At 61.6% G+C, this 20,792-nt stretch carries 17 protein-coding genes; 10 read left to right on the top strand and 7 right to left on the bottom strand.

What is annotated here, in order from left to right:
• Positions 1-7: 7 nt before the first annotated feature.
• The 3 genes from J3O30_RS26825 to J3O30_RS26815 all read right to left on the bottom strand — a co-directional run bounded on the left by J3O30_RS26825 (position 8) and on the right by J3O30_RS26815 (position 2,386).
• Entirely contained in the window at positions 8-298 is a 291-nt protein-coding gene (locus J3O30_RS26825) for a type II toxin-antitoxin system RelE/ParE family toxin (protein ID WP_207585452.1), read from the bottom strand.
• On the bottom strand, positions 295-756 hold the full coding sequence (locus J3O30_RS26820) for a hypothetical protein (protein WP_207585451.1): 462 nt from the start codon (positions 754-756) through the stop codon (positions 295-297). The genes J3O30_RS26825 and J3O30_RS26820 overlap by 4 nt, the downstream gene beginning before the upstream one ends.
• A gap of 298 nt (positions 757-1,054) precedes the next feature.
• Entirely contained in the window at positions 1,055-2,386 is a 1,332-nt protein-coding gene (locus J3O30_RS26815; RefSeq protein WP_207585450.1) for an MFS transporter, read from the bottom strand.
• A gap of 380 nt (positions 2,387-2,766) precedes the next feature.
• Here J3O30_RS26815 and cyoA point away from each other — a divergent pair, with 380 nt between their 5' ends.
• The 6 genes from cyoA (at position 2,767) to J3O30_RS26785 (ending at position 9,118) form a co-directional block, all read left to right on the top strand.
• Positions 2,767-3,951, top strand: a complete 1,185-nt coding sequence (cyoA, locus tag J3O30_RS26810; RefSeq protein ID WP_207585449.1) for a ubiquinol oxidase subunit II — start codon at positions 2,767-2,769, stop codon at positions 3,949-3,951.
• A gap of 42 nt (positions 3,952-3,993) precedes the next feature.
• Entirely contained in the window at positions 3,994-5,997 is a 2,004-nt protein-coding gene (gene cyoB, locus J3O30_RS26805; protein WP_207585448.1) for a cytochrome o ubiquinol oxidase subunit I, read from the top strand.
• Between the two features lie 5 nt (positions 5,998-6,002).
• On the top strand, positions 6,003-6,623 hold the full coding sequence (cyoC, locus tag J3O30_RS26800; protein WP_207585447.1) for a cytochrome o ubiquinol oxidase subunit III: 621 nt from the start codon (positions 6,003-6,005) through the stop codon (positions 6,621-6,623).
• On the top strand, positions 6,620-7,021 hold the full coding sequence (gene cyoD, locus J3O30_RS26795; RefSeq protein WP_207585446.1) for a cytochrome o ubiquinol oxidase subunit IV: 402 nt from the start codon (positions 6,620-6,622) through the stop codon (positions 7,019-7,021). The genes cyoC and cyoD overlap by 4 nt, the downstream gene beginning before the upstream one ends.
• A gap of 46 nt (positions 7,022-7,067) precedes the next feature.
• A complete protein-coding gene (locus J3O30_RS26790; RefSeq protein WP_207585445.1) occupies positions 7,068-7,826 on the top strand; it encodes an SURF1 family protein in 759 nt (252 codons plus the stop codon).
• A gap of 131 nt (positions 7,827-7,957) precedes the next feature.
• Positions 7,958-9,118: an acyltransferase gene (locus J3O30_RS26785; protein WP_207585444.1), complete on the top strand. Its 1,161-nt coding sequence runs from the start codon at positions 7,958-7,960 to the stop codon at positions 9,116-9,118.
• 73 nt (positions 9,119-9,191) lie between these two features.
• On the opposite strand, the gene J3O30_RS26780 is transcribed toward J3O30_RS26785, so the two are convergent.
• The 3 genes from J3O30_RS26780 to J3O30_RS26770 form a co-directional block, all read right to left on the bottom strand.
• Positions 9,192-11,120: a PAS domain-containing sensor histidine kinase gene (locus tag J3O30_RS26780; RefSeq protein WP_207585443.1), complete on the bottom strand. Its 1,929-nt coding sequence runs from the start codon at positions 11,118-11,120 to the stop codon at positions 9,192-9,194.
• 69 nt (positions 11,121-11,189) lie between these two features.
• A complete protein-coding gene (locus J3O30_RS26775) occupies positions 11,190-12,596 on the bottom strand; it encodes an FAD/NAD(P)-binding protein (RefSeq protein ID WP_207585442.1) in 1,407 nt (468 codons plus the stop codon).
• A gap of 292 nt (positions 12,597-12,888) precedes the next feature.
• Positions 12,889-13,506 (bottom strand): NAD(P)H-dependent oxidoreductase, encoded by a 618-nt coding sequence (locus J3O30_RS26770; protein WP_207585441.1) that lies wholly within the window; start codon positions 13,504-13,506, stop codon positions 12,889-12,891.
• A 123-nt stretch (positions 13,507-13,629) separates the two neighbouring features.
• On the opposite strand from J3O30_RS26770, the gene J3O30_RS26765 reads away from it, so the two are divergent.
• The 4 genes from J3O30_RS26765 (at position 13,630) to J3O30_RS26750 (ending at position 19,488) form a co-directional block, all read left to right on the top strand.
• Positions 13,630-15,591 carry an ABC transporter ATP-binding protein gene (locus tag J3O30_RS26765; RefSeq protein ID WP_207585440.1) on the top strand — a complete coding sequence of 654 codons (1,962 nt, stop codon included), beginning with the start codon at positions 13,630-13,632 and terminating at the stop codon, positions 15,589-15,591.
• Positions 15,592-15,674: 83 nt separating this feature from the next.
• Complete coding sequence (locus tag J3O30_RS26760) at positions 15,675-17,573, top strand: ABC transporter ATP-binding protein (RefSeq protein ID WP_207585439.1); 1,899 nt, start codon at positions 15,675-15,677, stop codon at positions 17,571-17,573.
• Between the two features lie 130 nt (positions 17,574-17,703).
• Complete coding sequence (locus tag J3O30_RS26755; RefSeq protein ID WP_207585438.1) at positions 17,704-18,024, top strand: hypothetical protein; 321 nt, start codon at positions 17,704-17,706, stop codon at positions 18,022-18,024.
• 426 nt (positions 18,025-18,450) lie between these two features.
• Positions 18,451-19,488 carry a LacI family DNA-binding transcriptional regulator gene (locus J3O30_RS26750; protein ID WP_207585437.1) on the top strand — a complete coding sequence of 346 codons (1,038 nt, stop codon included), beginning with the start codon at positions 18,451-18,453 and terminating at the stop codon, positions 19,486-19,488.
• 7 nt (positions 19,489-19,495) lie between these two features.
• Here the strand turns inward: J3O30_RS26750 and J3O30_RS26745 are convergent, their stop codons facing one another.
• Positions 19,496-20,788: an MFS transporter gene (locus J3O30_RS26745; RefSeq protein WP_207585436.1), complete on the bottom strand. Its 1,293-nt coding sequence runs from the start codon at positions 20,786-20,788 to the stop codon at positions 19,496-19,498.
• Positions 20,789-20,792: the final 4 nt, after the last annotated feature.

The following is a 20,792-nucleotide window of genomic DNA, read 5'->3' as shown; positions in this document are numbered from 1 at the left end:
TGCGCATTCAGCCTTTCGGCGGCCATTGCTGGGCGCCATGAAGAAGGCGCAGTATTTCCACCCTCTGGACTTTTCTGTCGATGCGATAGATCAGCAGAAATGCAGTGCGCGGGATGACCAATTCCCGCGTTCCATCGAGACGGCCGCCGCGTCCTGCTTCGGGGTGATCGGCGAGCATTTTGGCCTGATGTCGGATAACATCATCCAACGCAATTGCAGCCTGCGGATTTTGAGCGAAGATGTGCCGAATCTGGCCTTCCCGATTCAGGAGAGCCTGCTGCAGCCATTTGACGATCAAGCCTTATCTCCGGATTCCAGCTGCGCCAGCAGTTCGGCCCGAAGCTTGTCCATTCGCTCTTCGGCGTCCTGCGCACTAATCCAGACGGCGTTCGGATCATCGGCTTCCCGGATCGCTTCCTCGACCTGTTCGCGGAACCACTTGTCGTATTCGGCCGCCTCATGGGTCCGACGCAGAGCCGCGGCCCGATCCGGCCGCGACGCCGTCTGAGGGGCGTAATCGGCCGCATCGACATCGAACTGCGAGATGCCGACATCCTTGAGATAGGAGACCAAGGTGTCCATGCGCTTGAACACACGCACCTGCCGGCTGCGTTGAGCCGCGAGCGGGCGCTCTGCCTTGCCGTAGCGGATAACGACGGACCAGCCGCCGGTTTTGCCGACCACATGCGCGCCATCGACCGCTCCTGCGTCGACAAGGCGGGAAAGGGTCGAATGATCGATGGTTTCCGCAGCCATGGCATATCCTCTTTCAGGCCGATAAGGATATGCATTTAATTATAGATTGCAATGCATTCAATAATTGAAATTGCGCAATTCGAAAACGCGGCCTGCATGATTCCCGTGGATGCTCGGACGACTGACAAAGCCGGCCACCTCTCTTTCTCGGGCTTGTCCCTAGCATCTGCAGCCGGTTCATATGTAGCACATCCTCGGCACAAGGCCGAGGATGACGACGAGTGAACAGCGAAGTTTGAAATTTATCAGCAAACCGAGCCTGCACGGTTTCCCATGCAGGCCGTGTCTTCAGGCCCGCCTATTCGCGCTGTTCCAGCGCCCTGCTGAAGGCAAGTGCGGCAAGCGTGCAGATGGCGCCGGACAGCAGATAGTAGCCGACGAAGGTCAAGCCGAAGCGGCTGGAGAGGCTGAGCGCCACCAGCGGCGCGAAACCGGCGCCGATCAGCCAGGCAAGGTCCGAGGTGAAGGCGGCGCCGGTGTAGCGATAGCCGCGGCCGAAGCGCGACGAGATCGAGCCGGTCGCCTGGCCGAAGGACAGGCCAAGCACGCCGAAGCCGATGATGACGAAGGCATCGTGGCCGCTGTTGCCGGAGGCGATCAGGATCGGCCCGACGAAGCTGAAGACGGCGATCAAGACAGCGCAGATGGCAAGCTGGGCGCGCCGGCCGATGCGATCGGCAATCAGGCCCGAGGCGATGATCGTGACGATGCCGACCATGGCGCCGACCACCTGCACTACCATGAAGGCGCCGATCGGCTGGTTGCCGTAAAGGCTCATCCAGCCGAGCGGGAAGATGGTGACGAGGTGGAACATGGCGAAACTGGCGAGCGGCACGAAGGCGCCGATCAAGATATCGCGGCCGTGAACGCGCAGCACGTCGAAGATTGGTGCTGCCTCCAGCTCGTGCTGCTCCAGCAGCGTGCCGAATTCCTTGGTCATCACCAGCCGCAGGCGCGCAAAGAGCGCCACGACATTGATCGCGAAGGCGACGAAGAACGGATAACGCCAGCCCCATGAGAGGAAATCCTCACTGGAAAGATTGGCGACGAAATAACCGAACAGCGTGCTTGCCAGCGCAAAGCCGATCGGCGCGCCGAGCTGCGGGATCATCGCATACCAGCCGCGGTGATTGGCCGGCGCATTGAGCGCGAGCAGCGAGGCAAGCCCGTCCCAGGCGCCGCCAAGCGCAAAACCCTGGCCGAGACGGAAAAGCGCCAGCAGCGCGATCGACCAGACGCCGATCTCGTCGTACCCCGGCAGGAAGGCGATCGAAGCCGTAGAGCCGCCGAGCAGGAAGAGCGCGATCGTCAGCTTGGTGCCGCGCCCGTACATCCGGTCGATGGTCATGAAGACGACGGATCCGACGGGGCGGGCGAGGAAGGCGAGCGAAAAAATGGCGAAGGAATAGAGGGTGCCCGTCAGCCTGTCCGGCGCGAAGGGGAAGACGAGCTGTGGAAACACCAGCACGGAGGCGAGACCGTAGACGAAGAAATCGAAGAATTCCGACATGCGGCCAATGACCACGCCGACGGCGATGCTGCCTGGCGAAACCGGTTTGTCGTCGTGAATGCGCCGCGCGTCGCGTTCCAGCGACGACGATGACGGTCCGTAATGCGATGTTGTTGCCATAAACGCCTCCTCGTTAAGGCGCTTCCGGCAAGGCGCCCCACGCGTGATCTTGATCAAACCCGCAGGCTTATCAAGTCCGTAAGACTGAAATAGTTCATCATCACCGCTCAAATGAAGCCTGGATGAAAAAAACTGCGTGATCGGGACGGTGATATTTCTCCTGCAAACGCTGGCCCGGCCGGTTCTTGCGGATATATTGGAGCTGAAACATGCGCTGGCGAAAAAATCCTTCTGGATTTCATCAGGATTTCGAAGCTATAGAGCAGCATGATTTACGCCGCAGCGCGGCATGCTTGCTGCACTGCGACCAAACACCTCATGTCGCGATCGGGTTCAGTGCTTTAGTCGCGGAACAAACGAAACAACAAGAGCTTAGAGACGTGCAAAAACTCACGAAGTTTTCCCGCCTTCTATCCGTCTTGCCGCTGTTTTTTCTGGCAGGATGCAACATGGTAGTCATGGCGCCCTCCGGCGACATCGCCGTGCAACAGCGCGATCTCATCATCATCTCGACGGTGCTGATGCTTTTGATCATCATACCGGTGATCTTCCTGACGCTGCTCTTCGCCTGGCGCTACCGCCACTCCAATACGGCTGCGACTTATGCGCCGGAATGGCACCATTCGACCCGCCTCGAAATCATCATCTGGGCAGCGCCGCTGGCGATCATCATTGCGCTCGGCGCCGTCACCTGGATTTCCACCCATAAGCTCGACCCCTACCGGCCACTCGACCGCCTCGATGCGGAGCGCGCCATTCCGGCTGATACCAAACCGCTAACCGTCGAGGTCGTGGCGCTCGACTGGAAGTGGCTGTTCTTCTATCCCGAGCTCGGCATTGCGACGGTCAACGAGCTCGCTGCCCCGGTGGATATGCCGATCAGTTTCAAAATCACCGCCTCCTCGGTTATGAACTCCTTCTACATTCCCGCCCTTGCCGGCCAGATCTACGCCATGCCGGGCATGGAGACGAAGCTGCACGCCGTTATCAACAAGGAAGGCGAGTATGAGGGCTTCTCTGCCAATTACAGCGGCTCAGGCTTCTCGCATATGCGCTTCAAGTTCCACGGTCTCAACCGCGAAGGCTTCGATGCCTGGGTGGCTAACGTCAAGCAGCAGGGCACGATGCTCAACCGCGACGCCTATCTGAAGCTCGAGAAGCCGAGCGAGAAGGAACCGGTGCGTTATTATGCCGGCGCCGATGCCGATCTCTACAACGCCGTCCTCAACATGTGCGCCAAGCCGGGCAAGATGTGCATGAACGAGATGATGCACATCGACATGAAGGGCGGCGGCGGCAAGGAAAGTGCGGAAAACCGCGACAAGCTGCAATACGACAATCGCCATGCCGACGAAGGCATCGTCGCGCCTGCGGCCACCGTGCCGGCAACGGGCGCTCCGGCGCGCAGCGAACCGGCCAACACCAGCGACGGCAACAGCATGCAGCACGACATGCCCGGCATGGACAGCACGCCCGGCATGGACATGCAGCATGACGGCCATTCCATGCCGGGCATGAGCAATGGCGCCGATCCTGCGCCGGCGCAGCTCAACAACAACAATTAACCTGGCGCTTTGCGTCGCAAGACATAATGAACGGGTTGTTCCATGTTTTCCAATCCTGACCTCCTGAAGTTCGTCTTCGGCCGGTTGACCCTCGATGCCATCCCCTATCACGAGCCGATCCTGGTCGTGACCTTCATCGGCGTCGTCATCGGCGCCATCGCAGTGCTTGGCCTCATCACCTATTTCAAGTTCTGGGGTCCGCTCTGGAACGACTGGATCTGCAGTGTCGATCACAAGAAGATCGGCATCATGTATGTGATCTTGGCGGTCATTATGCTGCTGCGCGGTTTTTCCGACGCGATCCTGATGCGCGTGCAGCAGGCGATCGCCTTCAATGGTTCGGAGGGTTATCTGCCGCCGCACCATTACGACCAGGTGTTCACCGCCCACGGCGTCATCATGATCTTCTTCGTGGCGATGCCCTTCGTCACCGGCCTGATGAACTTCGTGGTGCCGTTGCAGATCGGCGCGCGCGACGTCTCCTTCCCCTTCTTGAACAATTTCTCCTTCTGGATGACCACCGCCGGCGCGATCATCATCATGCTGTCGCTGTTCATCGGCGAATTCGCCCAGACCGGCTGGCTCGCCTACCCGCCACTGTCGGGGGCCGCCTACAGTCCGGGCGTCGGCGTCGACTATTATATCTGGGGCCTGCAGGTGGCCGGCGTCGGGACGACGCTGTCGGGCATCAACCTGATCGCCACCATCGTCAAGATGCGCGCGCCGGGCATGACCTTCATGAAGATGCCGGTCTTCACCTGGACGGCGCTCTGCACCAACGTGCTGATCGTCGCCTCCTTCCCGATCCTGACGGCAACGCTCGCTTTGCTGTCGCTCGACCGCTATGCGGGGACGAACTTCTTCACCAATGACCTCGGCGGCAATCCGATGATGTATATCAACCTCATCTGGATCTGGGGCCATCCGGAGGTCTACATTCTGGTGCTGCCGGCCTTCGGCATCTTCTCGGAGGTCGTCGCCACCTTCTCCGGCAAGCGCCTCTTCGGTTACGCCTCGATGGTCTACGCGACTTGCGTGATCATGATCCTGTCCTACATCGTCTGGCTGCACCACTTCTTCACGATGGGCTCGGGCGCCAGCGTCAATTCCTTCTTCGGCATCACCACGATGATCATCTCGATCCCGACCGGGGCGAAGATCTTCAACTGGCTGTTCACCATGTATCGCGGCCGCATCCGCTTTGAGGTGCCGATGCTATGGACGGTCGGCTTCATGGTGACCTTCGTCATCGGCGGCATGACCGGCGTCATGCTCGCCGTGCCGCCGGCCGACTTCGTGCTGCACAATTCGCTGTTCCTCATCGCCCACTTCCACAACGTCATCATCGGCGGCGTTCTCTTCGGCATGTTCGCTGGCGTGAACTACTGGTTCCCGAAAGCCTTCGGCTTCAAGCTCGATCCCTTCTGGGGCAAGATGAGCTTCTGGTTCTGGCAGATCGGCTTCTGGTTCGCCTTCATGCCGCTCTATGTGCTCGGCCTGATGGGCGTTACCCGCCGCATGAACCAGTTCGACGACCCGTCGCTGCAGATCTGGTTCATCATCGCGGCCTTCGGCGTCGGCCTGATCGCGCTTGGGATTGCCGCCTTCCTGATCCAGATCGTCGTCAGCTTCATGAAACGCGAGGAATTGCGCGACGACAGCGGCGATCCGTGGGATGGCCGTACATTGGAATGGTCGACCTCTTCGCCGCCGCCGGATTACAACTTCGCCTTCACGCCCGTCGTCCACGACCATGACAGCTGGTACGACATGAAGAACCGTGGTTATGGGCGTCCGCTGGAAGGCTTCCGGCCGATCCACATGCCGAAGAACACCGGCACCGGCGCCATCCTCTCAGGCATCAGCGTCGCCCTCGCCTTCGGCCTGATCTGGTACATGTGGTGGCTGGTCGTCGTCTCCTTCGTCGGTCTGCTGGTCGTGGCGATCGGTCATACCTTCAACTACCGGCGCGACTTCCACATCTCCGCCGACGAGGTGACCGAAACGGAAGGCAAGCGCACCGCGCTGCTTGCCGAGCAGGTGTAGTGACCATGAGCGATCAGACCATCGACACGGCCGAAAAGCCTGAATTCTACCTGACTGAAGACCATCATCCGGAAAACAGCACCAATCTCGGCTTCTGGCTCTACCTGATGAGCGACTGCCTGATCTTCGCGGTGCTGTTTGCCACGCACGGCGTGCTCGGCCGCAACTATGCCGCCGGTCCGTCGCCGGCCGATCTCTTCGATCTGCCGATCGTTGCCCTCAACACCTCGATGCTGCTGCTCTCGTCGATCACCTACGGCTTCGCCATGCTGCAGATGGAGCGCAACGCCAAGGCGGAAATGCTTTTCTGGCTCGCCGTCACCGGCCTGTTCGGCGCCGCCTTCATCGGGCTCGAGCTTTATGAATTCATCCACCTGATCCATGAAGGCGCCGGGCCGACGCGCAGCGCCTTCCTCTCCTCCTTCTTCACCCTGGTCGGCACGCACGGCCTGCACGTCACCTTCGGCATCATCTGGCTGATCACGCTGATGGTGCAAGTGTCGATGCACGGGCTGGTCGAGGCCAACCGCCGCCGCCTGATGTGCCTTTCGATGTTCTGGCACTTCCTCGACGTCGTCTGGATCGGCGTCTTTTCCTTCGTCTATCTGCTGGGAGTCCTCGGATGAGTTCGCAAGTACCCGCACACGAGGACGCGCACGAGGCGCATCACGGCCACAGCCACGGCCATCAGGCCGGCCACGGCACCTTCCGGAGCTACATGACGGGCTTCGTGCTGTCCGTCATCCTCACCGCCATTCCCTTCTGGCTGGTCATGTCAGGCGTGTTCGATAGCCCGGCGGTGACGGCGGTGCTGGTGATGGGCCTCGCCGCCATCCAGATCGTCGTGCATATGGTCTTCTTCCTGCACATGAACCCTCGTAGCGAGGGCGGCTGGACGATGATGGCGCTGATCTTCACCATCATCATCGTCGCCATCGCGCTCTCCGGTTCGCTCTGGGTCATGCATCATCTCAACGCCAACATGATGCCGATGAGCCCCGAGATGATGAAGAACATGCCGTGATCGGCAGGAAAGGCCGGCGGCAGCGCCGCCGGCATCGACCCGGCCGATGAGCAAGGCTCCCTCGGACAAATCGGAACGACCGCCTTCTCGAGCAAAACGCGCGATTTTCTGCGTCTGCCTGGTGCTGCTTGCCGCAGGTCTCGCAGCCCTCGGCACCTGGCAGGTGCAGCGGCTCGCCTGGAAGCGTGATCTCATCGCCCAGGTCGATCAGCGTGTGCATGCCGCCCCCCTGCCCGCCCCGACCCAAGCCGACTGGGCCAAGGTCAATGCCGCCGATGACGAATATCGGCGGGTGAGCGCAGCTGGGACGCTGGCGAACGACAAGGAGACGCTGGTCTATGCGTCGACGGCGCTCGGCCCCGGCTATTGGGTGATGACGCCGCTAACGCTTGCCGACGGCACCGCCGTTCTCGTCAATCGCGGCTTCGTTCCGACAGACCGGCGCGATCCGGCCACGCGCCGCGACGGCGAATTGTCGGGCATCGTTGAGATCACCGGGCTGATGCGGATGAGCGAGCCGAAGGGATCGCTGCTGCAATCCAATGACCTCGCCGCCGACCGATGGTATTCCCGCGATGTCGCGGCGATCGCGCAAAAGCGCGGTCTCAGTGCGGTCGCGCCCTATTTCATCGATGCGGATGCCGCCGCCAATCCGGGCGGCCTGCCTGTCGGCGGCCTGACGATCATCCATTTCCCCAATAACCATCTCGTCTATGCAATCACCTGGTACGGGCTGGCGGCGATGGTGCTGGCCTTGCTGGTGTTCATCCTTCGCGGCGAGACCGGCAGAGGCCGCCGGGAGTAGCCCGGGCTCACTGTCGCTTGCGGTACGAGCTCCGGCAGCGGTTGCGCCCGGTGGCCTGAGCGCAACCGGATTAATACCGTGTAAAGTGATGTCCGATAGTTCTTACGAGAACAGAACATATAAAGCTGCACATGAACCGGCCGGATTACATTCCCAGTCTCGATGGCCTGCGCGGTGTCGCCGCGCTGCTGGTCGTTCAAGCCCATGTCGGACTTATCTTTCCGGGTGCATCCGTGCATGTAACGACCATGGGCAGCGAAGCCGTCGGCTTGTTCTTTGCCCTCAGCGGCTTTCTGATGGCCCATCTCTACGGTTCCCGGCCGGTGACCAAAGAAAACGTCCTGGATTTTCTGGTGAGCCGCTTTGCCCGCATCTATCCGGTTTATCTGGCTGCCGTTCTGCTCGTGGCGATGTTATCTGGCATACCAAATCTGGACTTCGTTCAGCCGATCATGGGCGGGATGGACTTTGTGCGCCATGTGTTTCTGCTGGGCTCGAGTGGCGTTTTCTGGTCGATTCCACCCGAAATTCAATTCTATCTGCTCTTCCCAATCCTATGGCTTTGCTTAGCCCGGCCGCACCGCTATAGCGGCGTGATCGTCGGCTTCGCAGTGGTCATCGTCGTGGATGGCCTGCTTGAATTGCCAGGGCCTGGAATCATGCTCGTTTCCAAGCTCCCGTACTTTCTTTTCGGCGCACTTGCCGGGGCGATGCATTCTTACTGGGATCGATGGACGCCTTCCGCCCTCACGGGAATTTTCACGCTGTTCCTTCTGGCGGTGTTCTTCGCTTACAGGCATCTCGCGCCTGGTTTTTCGCCCGAATTCTGGAGCCTGCAAAGTGCGGTCGCCGCGGCCGTCATCGTGGCACTCGTCGCACGACAACCTCCCATCGCAGCAAATGTCCTGGCAGCTGCACCGATAAGGTTTCTGGGGACGATCAGCTTCTCCCTCTATCTTTTCCACGTCCCCATAATGTTCCTGGTGCATCGGACTTTTGAGACTGTGATGCCGGAACCGGCGCTCATCGCGGTAGCGCTGTTCGTTGCGGTGGGGGGAGCGTGGTTCCTTCATGAGACGATCGAAGTCCCGAGCCGACGCCTGCTCGTCGGCTTGTGGCAGCAGCACCGGTGGCGCGTAACCGCACGCGATTCTTCGGCTGAGCGGATCGAACGCGCGATCCTTGACCTGCAAGAGACCGAAAAGCGCCTCCTCAGCGGCGCAACTTCAGCCACGGCCGGGGCCGACCGCGCCGTCATCCAAGATAATGGCGACGAGACGCGTAGCGCGTAGCGCCGCCGGTCACGCTTTTTGTTTTTGCGCAATTCCGGGCGGAAAACCGCTTCACACTTTTCCTGGAATTGCTCTAAGAAGCGACCCGGCTGATCGCATCGGCGAGCTGGGTCTGCGAGAAGGGCTTGCCGAGGCGGGGCAGATTGGCGATGCCGGTTCCTTCGGGGAGTTCGGCGTAACCGGTTGCGAGAATGATCGGCATCTCAGGCCATTCCTCGCGGATCGCCTCGGCGAGTTCAGCCCCCGTCATGCGCGGCATGGCATGGTCGCAAATCACCAGATCGACCGGCTGCCTGCGCAGGATCTCAAGCGCATCGGGGCCGGCCATGGCCTCGAACACGGTGTGACCGAGATCCTCCAGCATCAGCGTCGTATTCATCAGCACCAGACCATCGTCATCAACGGCGACGATGCGCAGCCGGCGCGACGCATTTTCAGCGCGTTGCGTCAGGCCTAAAGCGACCTCGGCTGTCCGCTCGACAGTGACGACCGGGAACCACAATTCAGCCGTGGTGCCTTCGCCAAGACTGCTCTTCAGCATGAGGCGGCCGCCGGACTGGGACGCAAGGCCTTGCACCATGGAAAGCCCGAGACCGGTACCCTTGCCGACGCCCTTGGTGGTGAAGAACGGCGTCGTTGCCTGCTCCACCGTCTTTGCATCCATGCCCTCGCCTTCATCGATCACCGCTATTCTTATATAGCGGCCAGGCGGCAGCGGAGCCTTGCCTGATGGCGCGGATTCCTCGGACGCGCGAAGCACGATCCGGCCGCCGGACGGCATGGCGTCGCGGGCGTTGACGACGAGGTTGAGGATCGCCATCTCCAGCTGGTTCGGATCGGTCAGGATCGTCGGCAGCCTGACGGGGAAAGAGGTCTCGATCCTGGTAAGCGGGCCGAGCGAACGGCTCAGCATGTCCATCATGCCGCGCATCAGGCCGGAGACGTCGATCGGCTCCATGTGCAGTTCCTGCCGGCGGGAAAAAGCCAGCATGCGCTGCGTCAATGCCGCGCCGCGCTGGGCACCCTGCATCGCATTATCAACAAGCGATGTCAGCGACAGATCCTGCGGCATGCGCTTCTTCAGGATTTCGAGACTGCCGAGCACAGCCATCAGCAGATTGTTGAAATCATGGGCGATACCGCCGGTCAATTGGCCGATCGCCTCCATTTTCTGCGATTGGAAAAGTTCTTCGCGGGCCTGCTCCAGCGCGCGCTGGGTTTCCATCTTTTCGGTGATATCGCGGGTGATCTTGGCAAAACCGATCACATCGCCTTCATCATCCCGGATGGCGTCGATGACAACGCTGGCCCAGAAGCGGGTGCCGTCCTTGCGGACGCGCCAGCCTTCCCTCTCGAACCGGCCTTCGCCGCGCGCAACGCCGAGCGCGGTCTCCGGCACGCCGGCGGCTCGGTCCTCGGGGGTATAGAAGGTCGAGAAATGCCGGCCGATGATTTCTTTCGGGCGATAACCCTTGATCCGCTCGGCGCCGAAATTCCAGCTGCTGACATTGCCGTCGGGATCGAGCATATAGATCGCATAATCCGAGACGCCCTGGACGAGCCGGCGGAACTGTTCCTCGCTCTGGCGGATCGCCTTTTCGGCGGCTCTGCGTTCGGTCAGGTCCCGGGTGATCTTGGCATAGCCGATGAGCTCGCCGGAGGGACGGCGGATCGGATCGATGATCACATGCGCCCAGAAGCGGCTGCCATCCTTGCGCTGGCGCCAGCCTTCCCCCTCGAACCGGCCGTGTTCCTTGGCGGTCGCAAGCGCCCGCTCCGGAACTCCCGCGGCGCGGTCCTCTTCCAGATAGAAACGGGAAAAATGCTCGCCGAGGATTTCGGACGGCTTGTAACCTTTGAAGCGCTGAGCGCCAGTATTCCAGCTGGTGACGATGCCTTCGGGGCTGAGCATATAGATGGCGTAGTCGGTGATGGCATCGACCAGAAGACGAAAGCGCCCCTCGTCGTCAAGAGACGTATCATGTCGATTCAGCACTTCCATCGGCCCCTCTGAGTCACCAGCGCTTTATAACGCAAACGCAGACGGATGGTTCCGAAGCAGCCTCAATTTTCAGACGGCCTTAACCTGTGGGTAGAACCGCTCGCCGACCCGTTCGGCAGCGGCATAAGCCTGCGAGACGATCTCCGGCACCAGATCGATGTCGGGCAGGCTGCCGAGGCCGAGCGGGCCGACGGCAAAGAGCCCGGCGACGGTCGAACCGTCCTCCAGGAATGGCTCGCCGCGCGCATTGACCGCCAGCCCGAGCGACAGTTCGTCGGGCATGGCGAGGCCGGCGGAAAACAGGCTCTCAATCAGCGGCGCCGAAAGATCCGGCGCCTGACAGCGGCAATCGATGATGCGCTCGGCATGGATGACCTCTTCCGCAGAGGAACCGGCCGGCGTGAAGAACAGGCCGCTCAGGCCCCGGCGACCGGCCCGCCCGCGGCGCAGCACCGTGCGGCCTTCGGCCAGCTCGCGTTTCAGGCGCAGGTGCATGGCTTCCGGCAGGCGGTTGCGGTGGCTGTCGTAGATTGCCCGGAGGTGCCGGTTGAACTGATGTTTGTCGCGTGCCGGCAGCGAGCGCCAGAGCGAGCGGGCATGTTTCCTGAGGCCGTTCATCACCGATTGCCAGCTTCGGCCCTCTTCTTCAGCCTCGCGACAGGCCTGGCGGATGAAGCGCACGATCTCCGGCAGGCTCTCAGGCAGCGCTTCGGCCGGGAACAGCGGATCGGCGGAATTCGGCGTATGGCTCTGGGGCAGGAAACCGCGGCGGGAAATGATCGTCACCTGGCCGGCATAACCGGCATCGCGCAGCTGCAGCAGCTGGTCGACGACGCGAATGCCGCTGCCGAGCAACACCGCATGTGGCCGTGCCACGAGGCGCTGCGCCCTGACCGGCGAAACCTCCTCACCGCCGGTATCCTGATCGTTCAGGCCGTAGCCGGTGGCCAGCATCACGGTATCGAACAGCGGATTGGCGGGATTGGCGCTTTCGAGCAGGAAACGGTTGCCGTGGCTCCTGCGGATCGCCACCACCGGATCGTTGCAGACCTGGACGGTAATGTCTCGGCGCGCGGCGAGCGCTTCCGAAAACCGCTGGTAGACATAATCGCTGAAGATTTCCTTCGGCACGAAGATCTGCCGGAAACCGGGAATGGCGGCCGGCACGGCGGCGCGAAAGGCGGCATTGCTGCAGAGCCAATCGTTGAAATCGTCACTGTCGCCGACAGACACCGAGAGATCGCGCACGCGGGTGTTGAGGATCGTCGAGGCGCGCACTGACGCCAGCGCCTGCCCGCCGCTGACCGACGAATTCGGATCGAACAGTTGCAGGTGGAAGGGCGCGCGCAGCGTCTTCATCAGCGCGATCGCCGTCATCATCCCGGAAAAGCCGCGCCCGACGATGGCAATACGCGGCACCGCCGATATCAGCGCCGCCGCATTGGCGCGCGCCGAAAAAAGTCCCTGAACCGTCATCGCAACTCCTTTGCGGTTTCATCCGCACCGTGGGTCGATCGAGGTTTCAACGCATAAAACAGCGGATCATGCGTTAATGAGGTTCATGCGGCCATTCACGACAGCTGCCGCAGGATCGAGGTCCGAGCCGGAAGCCCCGGAAATGCACAAGCGGACCAATCACGCTCGCCTATAGTCTATTAAACTAGTAGTGTATGAAAGCGCGAAATGGCGCATATGGCAAGAGGTTTATTGCCACGGCAATTCAAGCCATTGAAAGATAACTTGGTTTAGAACGTCGATGCGGCGCGCTTCAGTCACCCTCGCCCGGATATTGCTTCGCCTTCAGCAGGCCGGCCAGATGCGCGGTATTGCGCGCCAGCGTGTCGACGGCTGTCGTCACCACCTTCGGAACCTTGTCGAGGTCGACGAAATTGGTGGAACCCAACGCCTCGCCCACCCAATAGGCGACGGCGCTGGCCGGAATGGTGAAGCCGACATCGTTCAGCGCCTGGAAAAGCTCGGCCGACACATGATGGGCGCCGTCCTCATTGCCGACGACGGCGACGGCCGCGACCCTGCCATAGGAAACCATGCGGCCCTGATCGTCGGTCTCATCGAGGAAGGCGTCCATACGCTCCAGCGCCCGCTTGCAGACGCTGGAGGGCTGACCGAGCCAGATCGGCGTCGCCATCAGCAGGATATCGGCGGCGAGCACCTTGGTGCGAATATCAGGCCAGTCATCGCCTGCGCCTTCATCCGATGTGACGCCCGGCTTGACGTTGAAATCGGCAAGCCGGAGCACTTCGGTCTTGACGTCATAGGTCGACAACGCCTTGTCGATGAGAGCGATCATCCGGTCGGTCGAGGACGCCTCCTTGGCATCGCTGGTCTTCAGTGTGGCGTTAAGAGCGAGGGCTTTCAGCGGCATGGTCTCTCTCCGGTAATGATTGCCTGACAGGGTTTGCCTGCTGCAACCAACCCACAATGCGATTGTTCCCGCCAGCTCGCGAGGAGACCTCACGTAAAAATAACCAGTTGGTGAATTCTTTACTTGAACCCCCAAATGGAATCGGCAAAAGTGAAGGCGCAATCAATCCCTTCATGGATTTGCCGTCTTTTCGGGCCAGCGTCCGACCACACATCTATTGGAAAAAATACCGTGAGCAGCGATGCGTTAACACGCGCGACGAAGCCTTCGGCTTCGATGGCGCTTGCAACTGCGGCAGGCTGGGGCCGAGGCCTCTTCACATTGGTGCGTATCACCATGATGGCCTTCCGCCACCCCTGGCAATCGGGCTTTGCGATCGGCGCCACGCTGGTCGCTTCCACCTTCCAGCTGATGATCCCCCGCCTTCTCGGCCAGGCGGTCGACCACACACAGATGGCGATGAGCGGCGGCGCGGCGGGCCAGGCGGCGCAGGACGCGCTTTTGACCACGGCGCTGCTCCTGCTCGGCGCCAGCGTGTTGCGCGGCCTCTTCACCATGGTCCAGAACTATTACAGCGAAGCCGTCGGCCATCACATCGGCTACGAGTTGCGGCTGGCCTGCTATGAGAAGATCCAGCGGCTGTCTTTCAGCTTTCACGACACGGTGCATTCCGGCGATCTGATCACCATCGGCCTGCTCGATCTCGAAGGCGTGCGGATGTATTTTTCCACGGCGCTCGTCCGAATGATCCTGCTGTCGATCCTGATCGGCATCGGCGCCTATATGCTGCTGTCGACCGATATCGTGCTCGGCCTCCTGGCGCTCTCTTTCGTGCCCTTCGTCGGCTGGCGCTCCTCGGCGACGCAGCTCAGGCTGCGGGCCACCTGGCTCGATCTGCAGGAGCGGCTTTCGGTGCTGACCCGCATCATGGAGGAGAATCTCGGCGGCATCCGCGTCGTGCGCGCCTTTGCCGCACAGGATCATGAGCTGTCGAAATTCGAGGCGGCCTCGAAGAATGCTCTGGCGCTCGCGCATCAACGCGTCGGCATCCGCGTCCTCAATACCAGCGCCATGACCTTCTCCTTCTTCCTGGCGATGGGCCTGGTGCTCTTCGTCGGCGGCGGCAAGGTGACGTCGGGCGAGATCACCGTCGGCACGCTCGCCTCCTTCCTGACCTTCATGACCATTTTGCAGATGCCGGTGCGCCAGCTCGGCCTGATGGTCAATGCCTTTGCCCGCGCCTCCACCTGCGGCTCGCGCCTCTTCAGCCTGCTCGACCTCGACATCGCGATCAAGGACGCACCGGATGCCAAGGAATTGGCGGTGACCGACGGCGTGCTGCGCTTCGAGAATGTCAGCTTCGCCTATCCCGGTTCGGAAAAGCGCACCGTGCTCCACGATGTCTCCTTCGAAGCCAGACGCGGCCAGACGATCGGCATCGTCGGCCCTCCCGGCAGCGGCAAGTCGACGATCGCCCATCTCATTCCCCGCTTCTACGACGTTAGCGGCGGCAAGATCACCATTGATGGCCAGGACATCCGCAAGGCAACGCTGCAATCGCTGCGCCGGGCGGTTGCCGTCGTGCAGCAGGATTCCTTCCTGTTCACGACGACGATCGAAAACAACATCGCCTATGGCGACCCCTGGGCAAAGGAAGGTCGCATCGAACGCGCCAGTGAAAGCGCCCAGCTGCATAATTACGTGCTCGGCCTGCCCACCGGTTACGACACCGTCGTCGGCGAGCGCGGCGTTTCACTGTCCGGCGGCCAGCGGCAGCGTCTTTCGATCGCCCGGGCGCTGATGCTGAAGCCGGCGGTGATGGTGTTCGACGATTCGACGGCGGCAATCGACGCGGCCACCGAGCAGCGCATCCGCAGCGCCATGCGCCGCTATGCCGCCGACCGGGTGACGATCATCGTCGCCCATCGCCTCAGCTCGCTGATGCATGCCGACCAGATACTGTTCGTCGAAGACGGCCGGATCGTCGAGCGCGGAACACATCAGGCGCTGCTGTCGCTCGGCGGCCGCTACAAGGCGCTCTACGACCTGCAGGTTCGGCCAGGCGACGAGGTGCTGAGCGCCTAACTCGCCTCTCCCCCGCTGGGGGAAGAGCAAACAAGCAGTGAATATTGCGGGCCATCCCATGTAATGGCCGCAGGAGGAACGAGATGGCCGAGGAACTGGAAACCGAGCGTCCCGACGTTCGCGAGGATGGGCGCCGCCCGCCGCGGGCGGTGGTCGGTTCGCATCGCGTCGAGGAGGAGATGTTCGGCAAGGCCTTCGACGGCAATATCGTCAAGCGCATCTGGGTTTTCGTTCGTCCCTATCGCCGCCAGGTCCTCTGGTCGGTCGTTGCCGTCCTGACCTTCACGATGATGCAGCTGCTGATCCCGCTGATCATCCGTTATGCCATCGACCACGGCATGTCGCCGGGCGGCAACTCTTCGGCACTGGTCTGGTCGATCGCCGCTTTCGCCATCGCCATATCAATCAACTATGCGGCAAGCTACGCGCAGGAGACTCTGGTCGGTGGCGTGGCGGAAGACGTGCTCTTCGATATCCGCCGGGCGATGTTTTCGCATCTCCAGCGCGTCTCGCTCTCCTTCATGGACAAGACCGAGGTGGGCCGGCTGATGTCGCGCCTGCAGGGCGACGTCAACTCGATGCAGGAATTCCTCGAAACCTCGGTTCTCTCGGTCGGCGACATCGTGCTGCTCTTCGGCATCGTCGTCGTCATGCTTTATCTCGATTTCAAGCTGGGGCTGCTGACGCTCTCGGTGCTGCCAGTGCTGTTCATCGTCCGCTTGTTCTGGCTGCCGCTCGCCCGCAAATCCTTCATGGCCGCGCACGAGACCAATTCGGTTGCCAACGGTGCCCTTGCCGAAGCCATCCACGGCGTGCGCGCCGTCCAGAGCATGGACCGGCAGGGCGTCAACTTCACGCTTTATGACGACAAGGCGCATGCGAACTTGCGGACGCATCTGACGGCGGCACGTTATGCGCAGGTGATGGTGCCGATCGTCGATAGCCTGACCGGCGTGGCGATGGCGCTGGTCATCGTCGTCGGCGGCGCCCGCGTTCTCAACCAGGCGCTCGATGTCGGCGTTCTCGTCGCCTTCCTGTTTTACATCCAGCGCTTCTTCGACCCGATCCGTTCGCTGACGCTGCAATATTCGGTGATGCAGCGCGCCATGGCCTCCGGCCAGCGGCTGACCGAAGTGCTCGATGTGCCGGTCGACATCAAGGACGCGCCGAATGCCAAAGCGCTATCGCGCGACATGGACGGCTCGGTCGAATTCAACGACGTCGTCTTCGGCTACAATCCGAAACATCCAGTGCTGAAACATGTAAGTTTCAAGGTCAATCCCGGCGAGACGGTGGCGCTGGTCGGGCCGACCGGGTCCGGCAAATCCAGCTGCATGTCGCTGATCCACCGCTTTTACGATGTGCAGCAAGGCCAGGTGCTAGTCGGCGGCCACGATGTGCGTGACCTGACGCAGGATTCGCTCGGGGCACAGATCGCCATGGTGCTGCAGGAGCCTTTTCTCTTCACCGGTACCGTCTTCGAAAACATCCGCTACCACAAGGCGGAAGCGACACGCGAACAGGTGATCGAGGCGGCAAAGGCCGTCGGCGCGCATGAATTCGTCATGCGCCTGGCCGATGGCTACGACAGCATTCTCGGCGAGCGCGGCGGCAATCTTTCGCTCGGCCAGCGCCAGCTTTTGAGCTTTGCCCGCGCATTGGTGGCAGATGCGAAGATCCTCGTGCTCGACGAGGCAACCGCCAACATCGACAGCTATACCGAGATGCTGATTCAGAAGGCGCTGGTGAAGCTGCTCGAAAATCGCACCGGCCTCGTCATCGCCCATCGCTTGGCGACGATCCGCGAGGCCGACCGCATCATCGTGCTGCAGAACGGCGAAATTATCGAGAGCGGCAACCACCGCCAGCTGATGAAAAACGGCAAGCTCTATTCCAAGCTCTATAACCTCAACTACTCGTCTTTCGACGATATTCCCGAAGACGTGCTGGAGGAGACGACGGCGACGCAGTCGGCGACCTGACCGCGACCCCCATGGCGACCCCGCTGAGAAAATGACATGAATTAACGCCTGTCGCAAAGTTTGATCGAACAAACGATTTGCTGCCGCATTTCCCTTTTATCGGGGGACGAGTGCCACTGAGGAGAATGACATGAAGAGAATCATTAGCAGCCTGTTGATCGCGACGGCCCTTGTTGGATCGGCTATTCAGCCTGCTGCCGCGCGTGACCACCATCATCACGACAATACCGGCCGCATCATCGCCGGCGGCGTTGCCGCAGGTGTCGTCGGCGGCCTTATCGGCGGCGCACTCGTCAATGGCGGTGGCCCTCGCTACGTTGATGAAGGCCCTCGTTATGTCGAGAGCCCCCGTTATGTCGAACCCCAGCCGAGATGCTGGTATGAGGACCGGGACGTGCGCAACCGCTATGACGGCGGCTACCACGCCGAAACCGTCCGGGTCTGCGAATAGGCCTGAGCATTTGCAGCGGCTTTGACCTCGTCATCGCCGCTCGACCCCTCAGCCGAGGTTGTGTTTCGCAGCCTCGGTTTTGGTTTATATCAGCGACATCCCAAGAATCGGCCCCTCATCCGGCTGCCGCCACCTTCTCCCCGTCAACGGGGCGAAGGGTATGTGCAGCGACCTCTCCGTCCCCACTAACCTCTCGCGGGGCACGTCCCCTCTGCCTGTTTTTTACGGGGAGAGGTTAGGAGGGGCAGCCTTCACCGAAGGGCGGTACCAACGCACAGTCTGAACTTCGCTCAAGCGAGTCATCCCGAACTGGTCATGCGCCGGAGCTTCCAGCCGTAACCTCTACCCACGGCTTTTCGCAGGCGCTGTCCTGTGGCAAGAAGGGCCACTGACGCGTGGCGCTTTCAGAGAGGAAGATCGACAAAGATGAAGGGAATTCGCCAGCTCGCCGAGCATCTCGACATTTCGATCGGGACGGTGTCCCGTGCGCTGAACGGCAAGCCCGACGTCAACGAAGAAACGCGCCGGCGCGTGCTCGCCGCCGCCGAGGAGCTTGGTTACGTCGCCAACCAATCGGGCCGCAGCCTCCGCCAGGGCATGACCAACGTCATCGGGCTGATGCTCGAGGTCAGCCGCGAGACAGTCGAAAACAGCGACGACTTCTTCCTGGGCGTCACCGACGGGCTGCAGAGCGTCTTTTCCCGTCACAAGCTCGATCTGGTCATGCTGCCCTGCCCCGATGACGAGGATCCGCACGAATATCTGAAGCGCATGGTGGCGCGCCGCCTGGTCGATGCGATGATCATCTCGGCGACCCGACGCACCGACCGACGCATTGAGCTGTTGGAAAAGGTCCGAATCCCGTTTGTGGCGCTCGGCCGCAGCGCGTCCGGCGGCAGCTATACCTGGATGGATCTCGATTTCGAAGGCGTGGCGGCGCGCGGCGTCGACCGGCTGGTCGCAAAAGGCCACCGGCGGATCGCGGTGGCGGCCCCCTCCTCCGACATCAATCTCGGCTATATCTTCCTCGAGAGTTACCGCCAGGCGCTGAAACGCCACGGTATTGCCTTCGACCCGGCCCTCGTTATCCGTGTCAAGTCGAGCGAACAGGGCGGTTATCAGGCTGGCCACGAACTGCTGATGATCGAAGAACGGCCGACGGCGATCATCCTGATCCACGAACTGATGGCGATCGGGCTTTACCGGCGGCTTGCCGAGGCCGGCATCGTTCCCGGCCGAGACCTCGCCGTCGTCGGTTTCCGCGAGGAGCCGCGCACGCATTTCCTGCAGCCGTCACTGACCTCCTTCCGCATGTCGCTGCGCGATCTCGGCGCCCAGCTCGGCGAAACCCTGCTTGCCACCATGCCGGCCTATGCCGATCATTATCCGCAGGGAGCCCGCAGCCGGATCTGGCCGCTGGAACTCGTTCCTGGCGAAAGCGACGCGTTCACGCTGACGGGCTGAGTTCCCCTCACACCCGGCTCGGCGCCGCCGGAGGCTCCCGGCTCGACAGTTGCCGCGTGACGAAGAAGACCAGCAGAGCGCCGACAGCAAGGCAGGCGGCGAGGAAGAACATCGGCGCAGTCGTGCTGCCGCTCGCCTCCTTGATCCAGGGCACGACGTTCTGGGCGACGAAACCGCCGAGATTTCCGACCGAATTGATGGCGGCAAGCCCCGCAGCGGCACCCGCCCCTTTGAGGAAACGCGAGGGCAGGCTCCAGAACACCGGCTGCGGCGCGAAGATGCCGGCAGCGGCGACGCAGAGGAAGGCGAATTGCAAGGCGTGGTTCGGGATCAGCGCCGACAGCAGCAGGCAGGCGGCGCCGATCAAGGCCGGAACGACGATATAGGGCGTCTTCGATTGGGCCTTGTCGGCCATCGTGGGAACGGCATAGAGCGCGACCGCAACCAGCAGCCAGGGAATGATGTTGAGGAAACCGTTCACCGTATTGCTGACGCCGAAGGCCTGGACGATGGTCGGCAGCCAATAGCTCAGGCCATAGGCCGAGAGCGGAAAGGCGATATAGCAAAGCGCCATCAGCAGGACGCGCGGGTCGATCAGCGCCTTGAAGCCGTTTCCGGCATTTTCGCCCATGCCGGCATTTTCCGATGCGAGCCTCCGTTCAAGCCAGTCCTTCTCCTCGCCAGTCAGGAAACTTGCGTTTTCAGGCCGGCCGGGAAGATAGAAGAAGGTGACGATGCCGGCGATGACGGCTGGAATACCGGTCGCCAGGAAGACCCACTCCCAGCCGGCAAGGCCGTAAAGACCATCGAGATCGAGCAGCACGCCGCCGAGCGGTGCGCCGACGGCATTGGCGATGGCGCTGAAGATCATGAACAGCCCGACCATCCGGCCGCGATAGGCAGAGGGGAACCATAGCGTCAGCAGATAGAGCACGCCTGGAAAGAAGCCGGCTTCGCAGACGCCGAGCAGGAAGCGCAGGATATAGAACATCGTTGCGTTCTGCGTGAAGGCGAGCGCGACGGTGACGAGGCCCCAGGACACCAGGATGCGGGCGAACCAGACACGGGCGCCGAGCCTTTCGAGGAAGAGGTTGCTCGGCACCTCGAAGAGAAAATAGCCGATGAAGAACAGCGAAGCGCCGAGGCCGTAGGCATATTCGCTCATCCCCAAGGCATCGACCATCTGCAGTTTGGCAAAGCTGACATTCTGCCGGTCGATATAGGCGATGAGATAAAGGATGCCGAGAAACGGCATCAGCTTCCAGGTGATTTTCGAGATCAGCCGCTTCTCATCGACCATGCGT

This window comes from Rhizobium sp. NZLR1 (assembly GCF_017357385.1).
In the GTDB taxonomy this organism is placed as follows: domain Bacteria; phylum Pseudomonadota; class Alphaproteobacteria; order Rhizobiales; family Rhizobiaceae; genus Rhizobium.
This window is presented reverse-complemented; position numbering and strand designations above follow the sequence as displayed.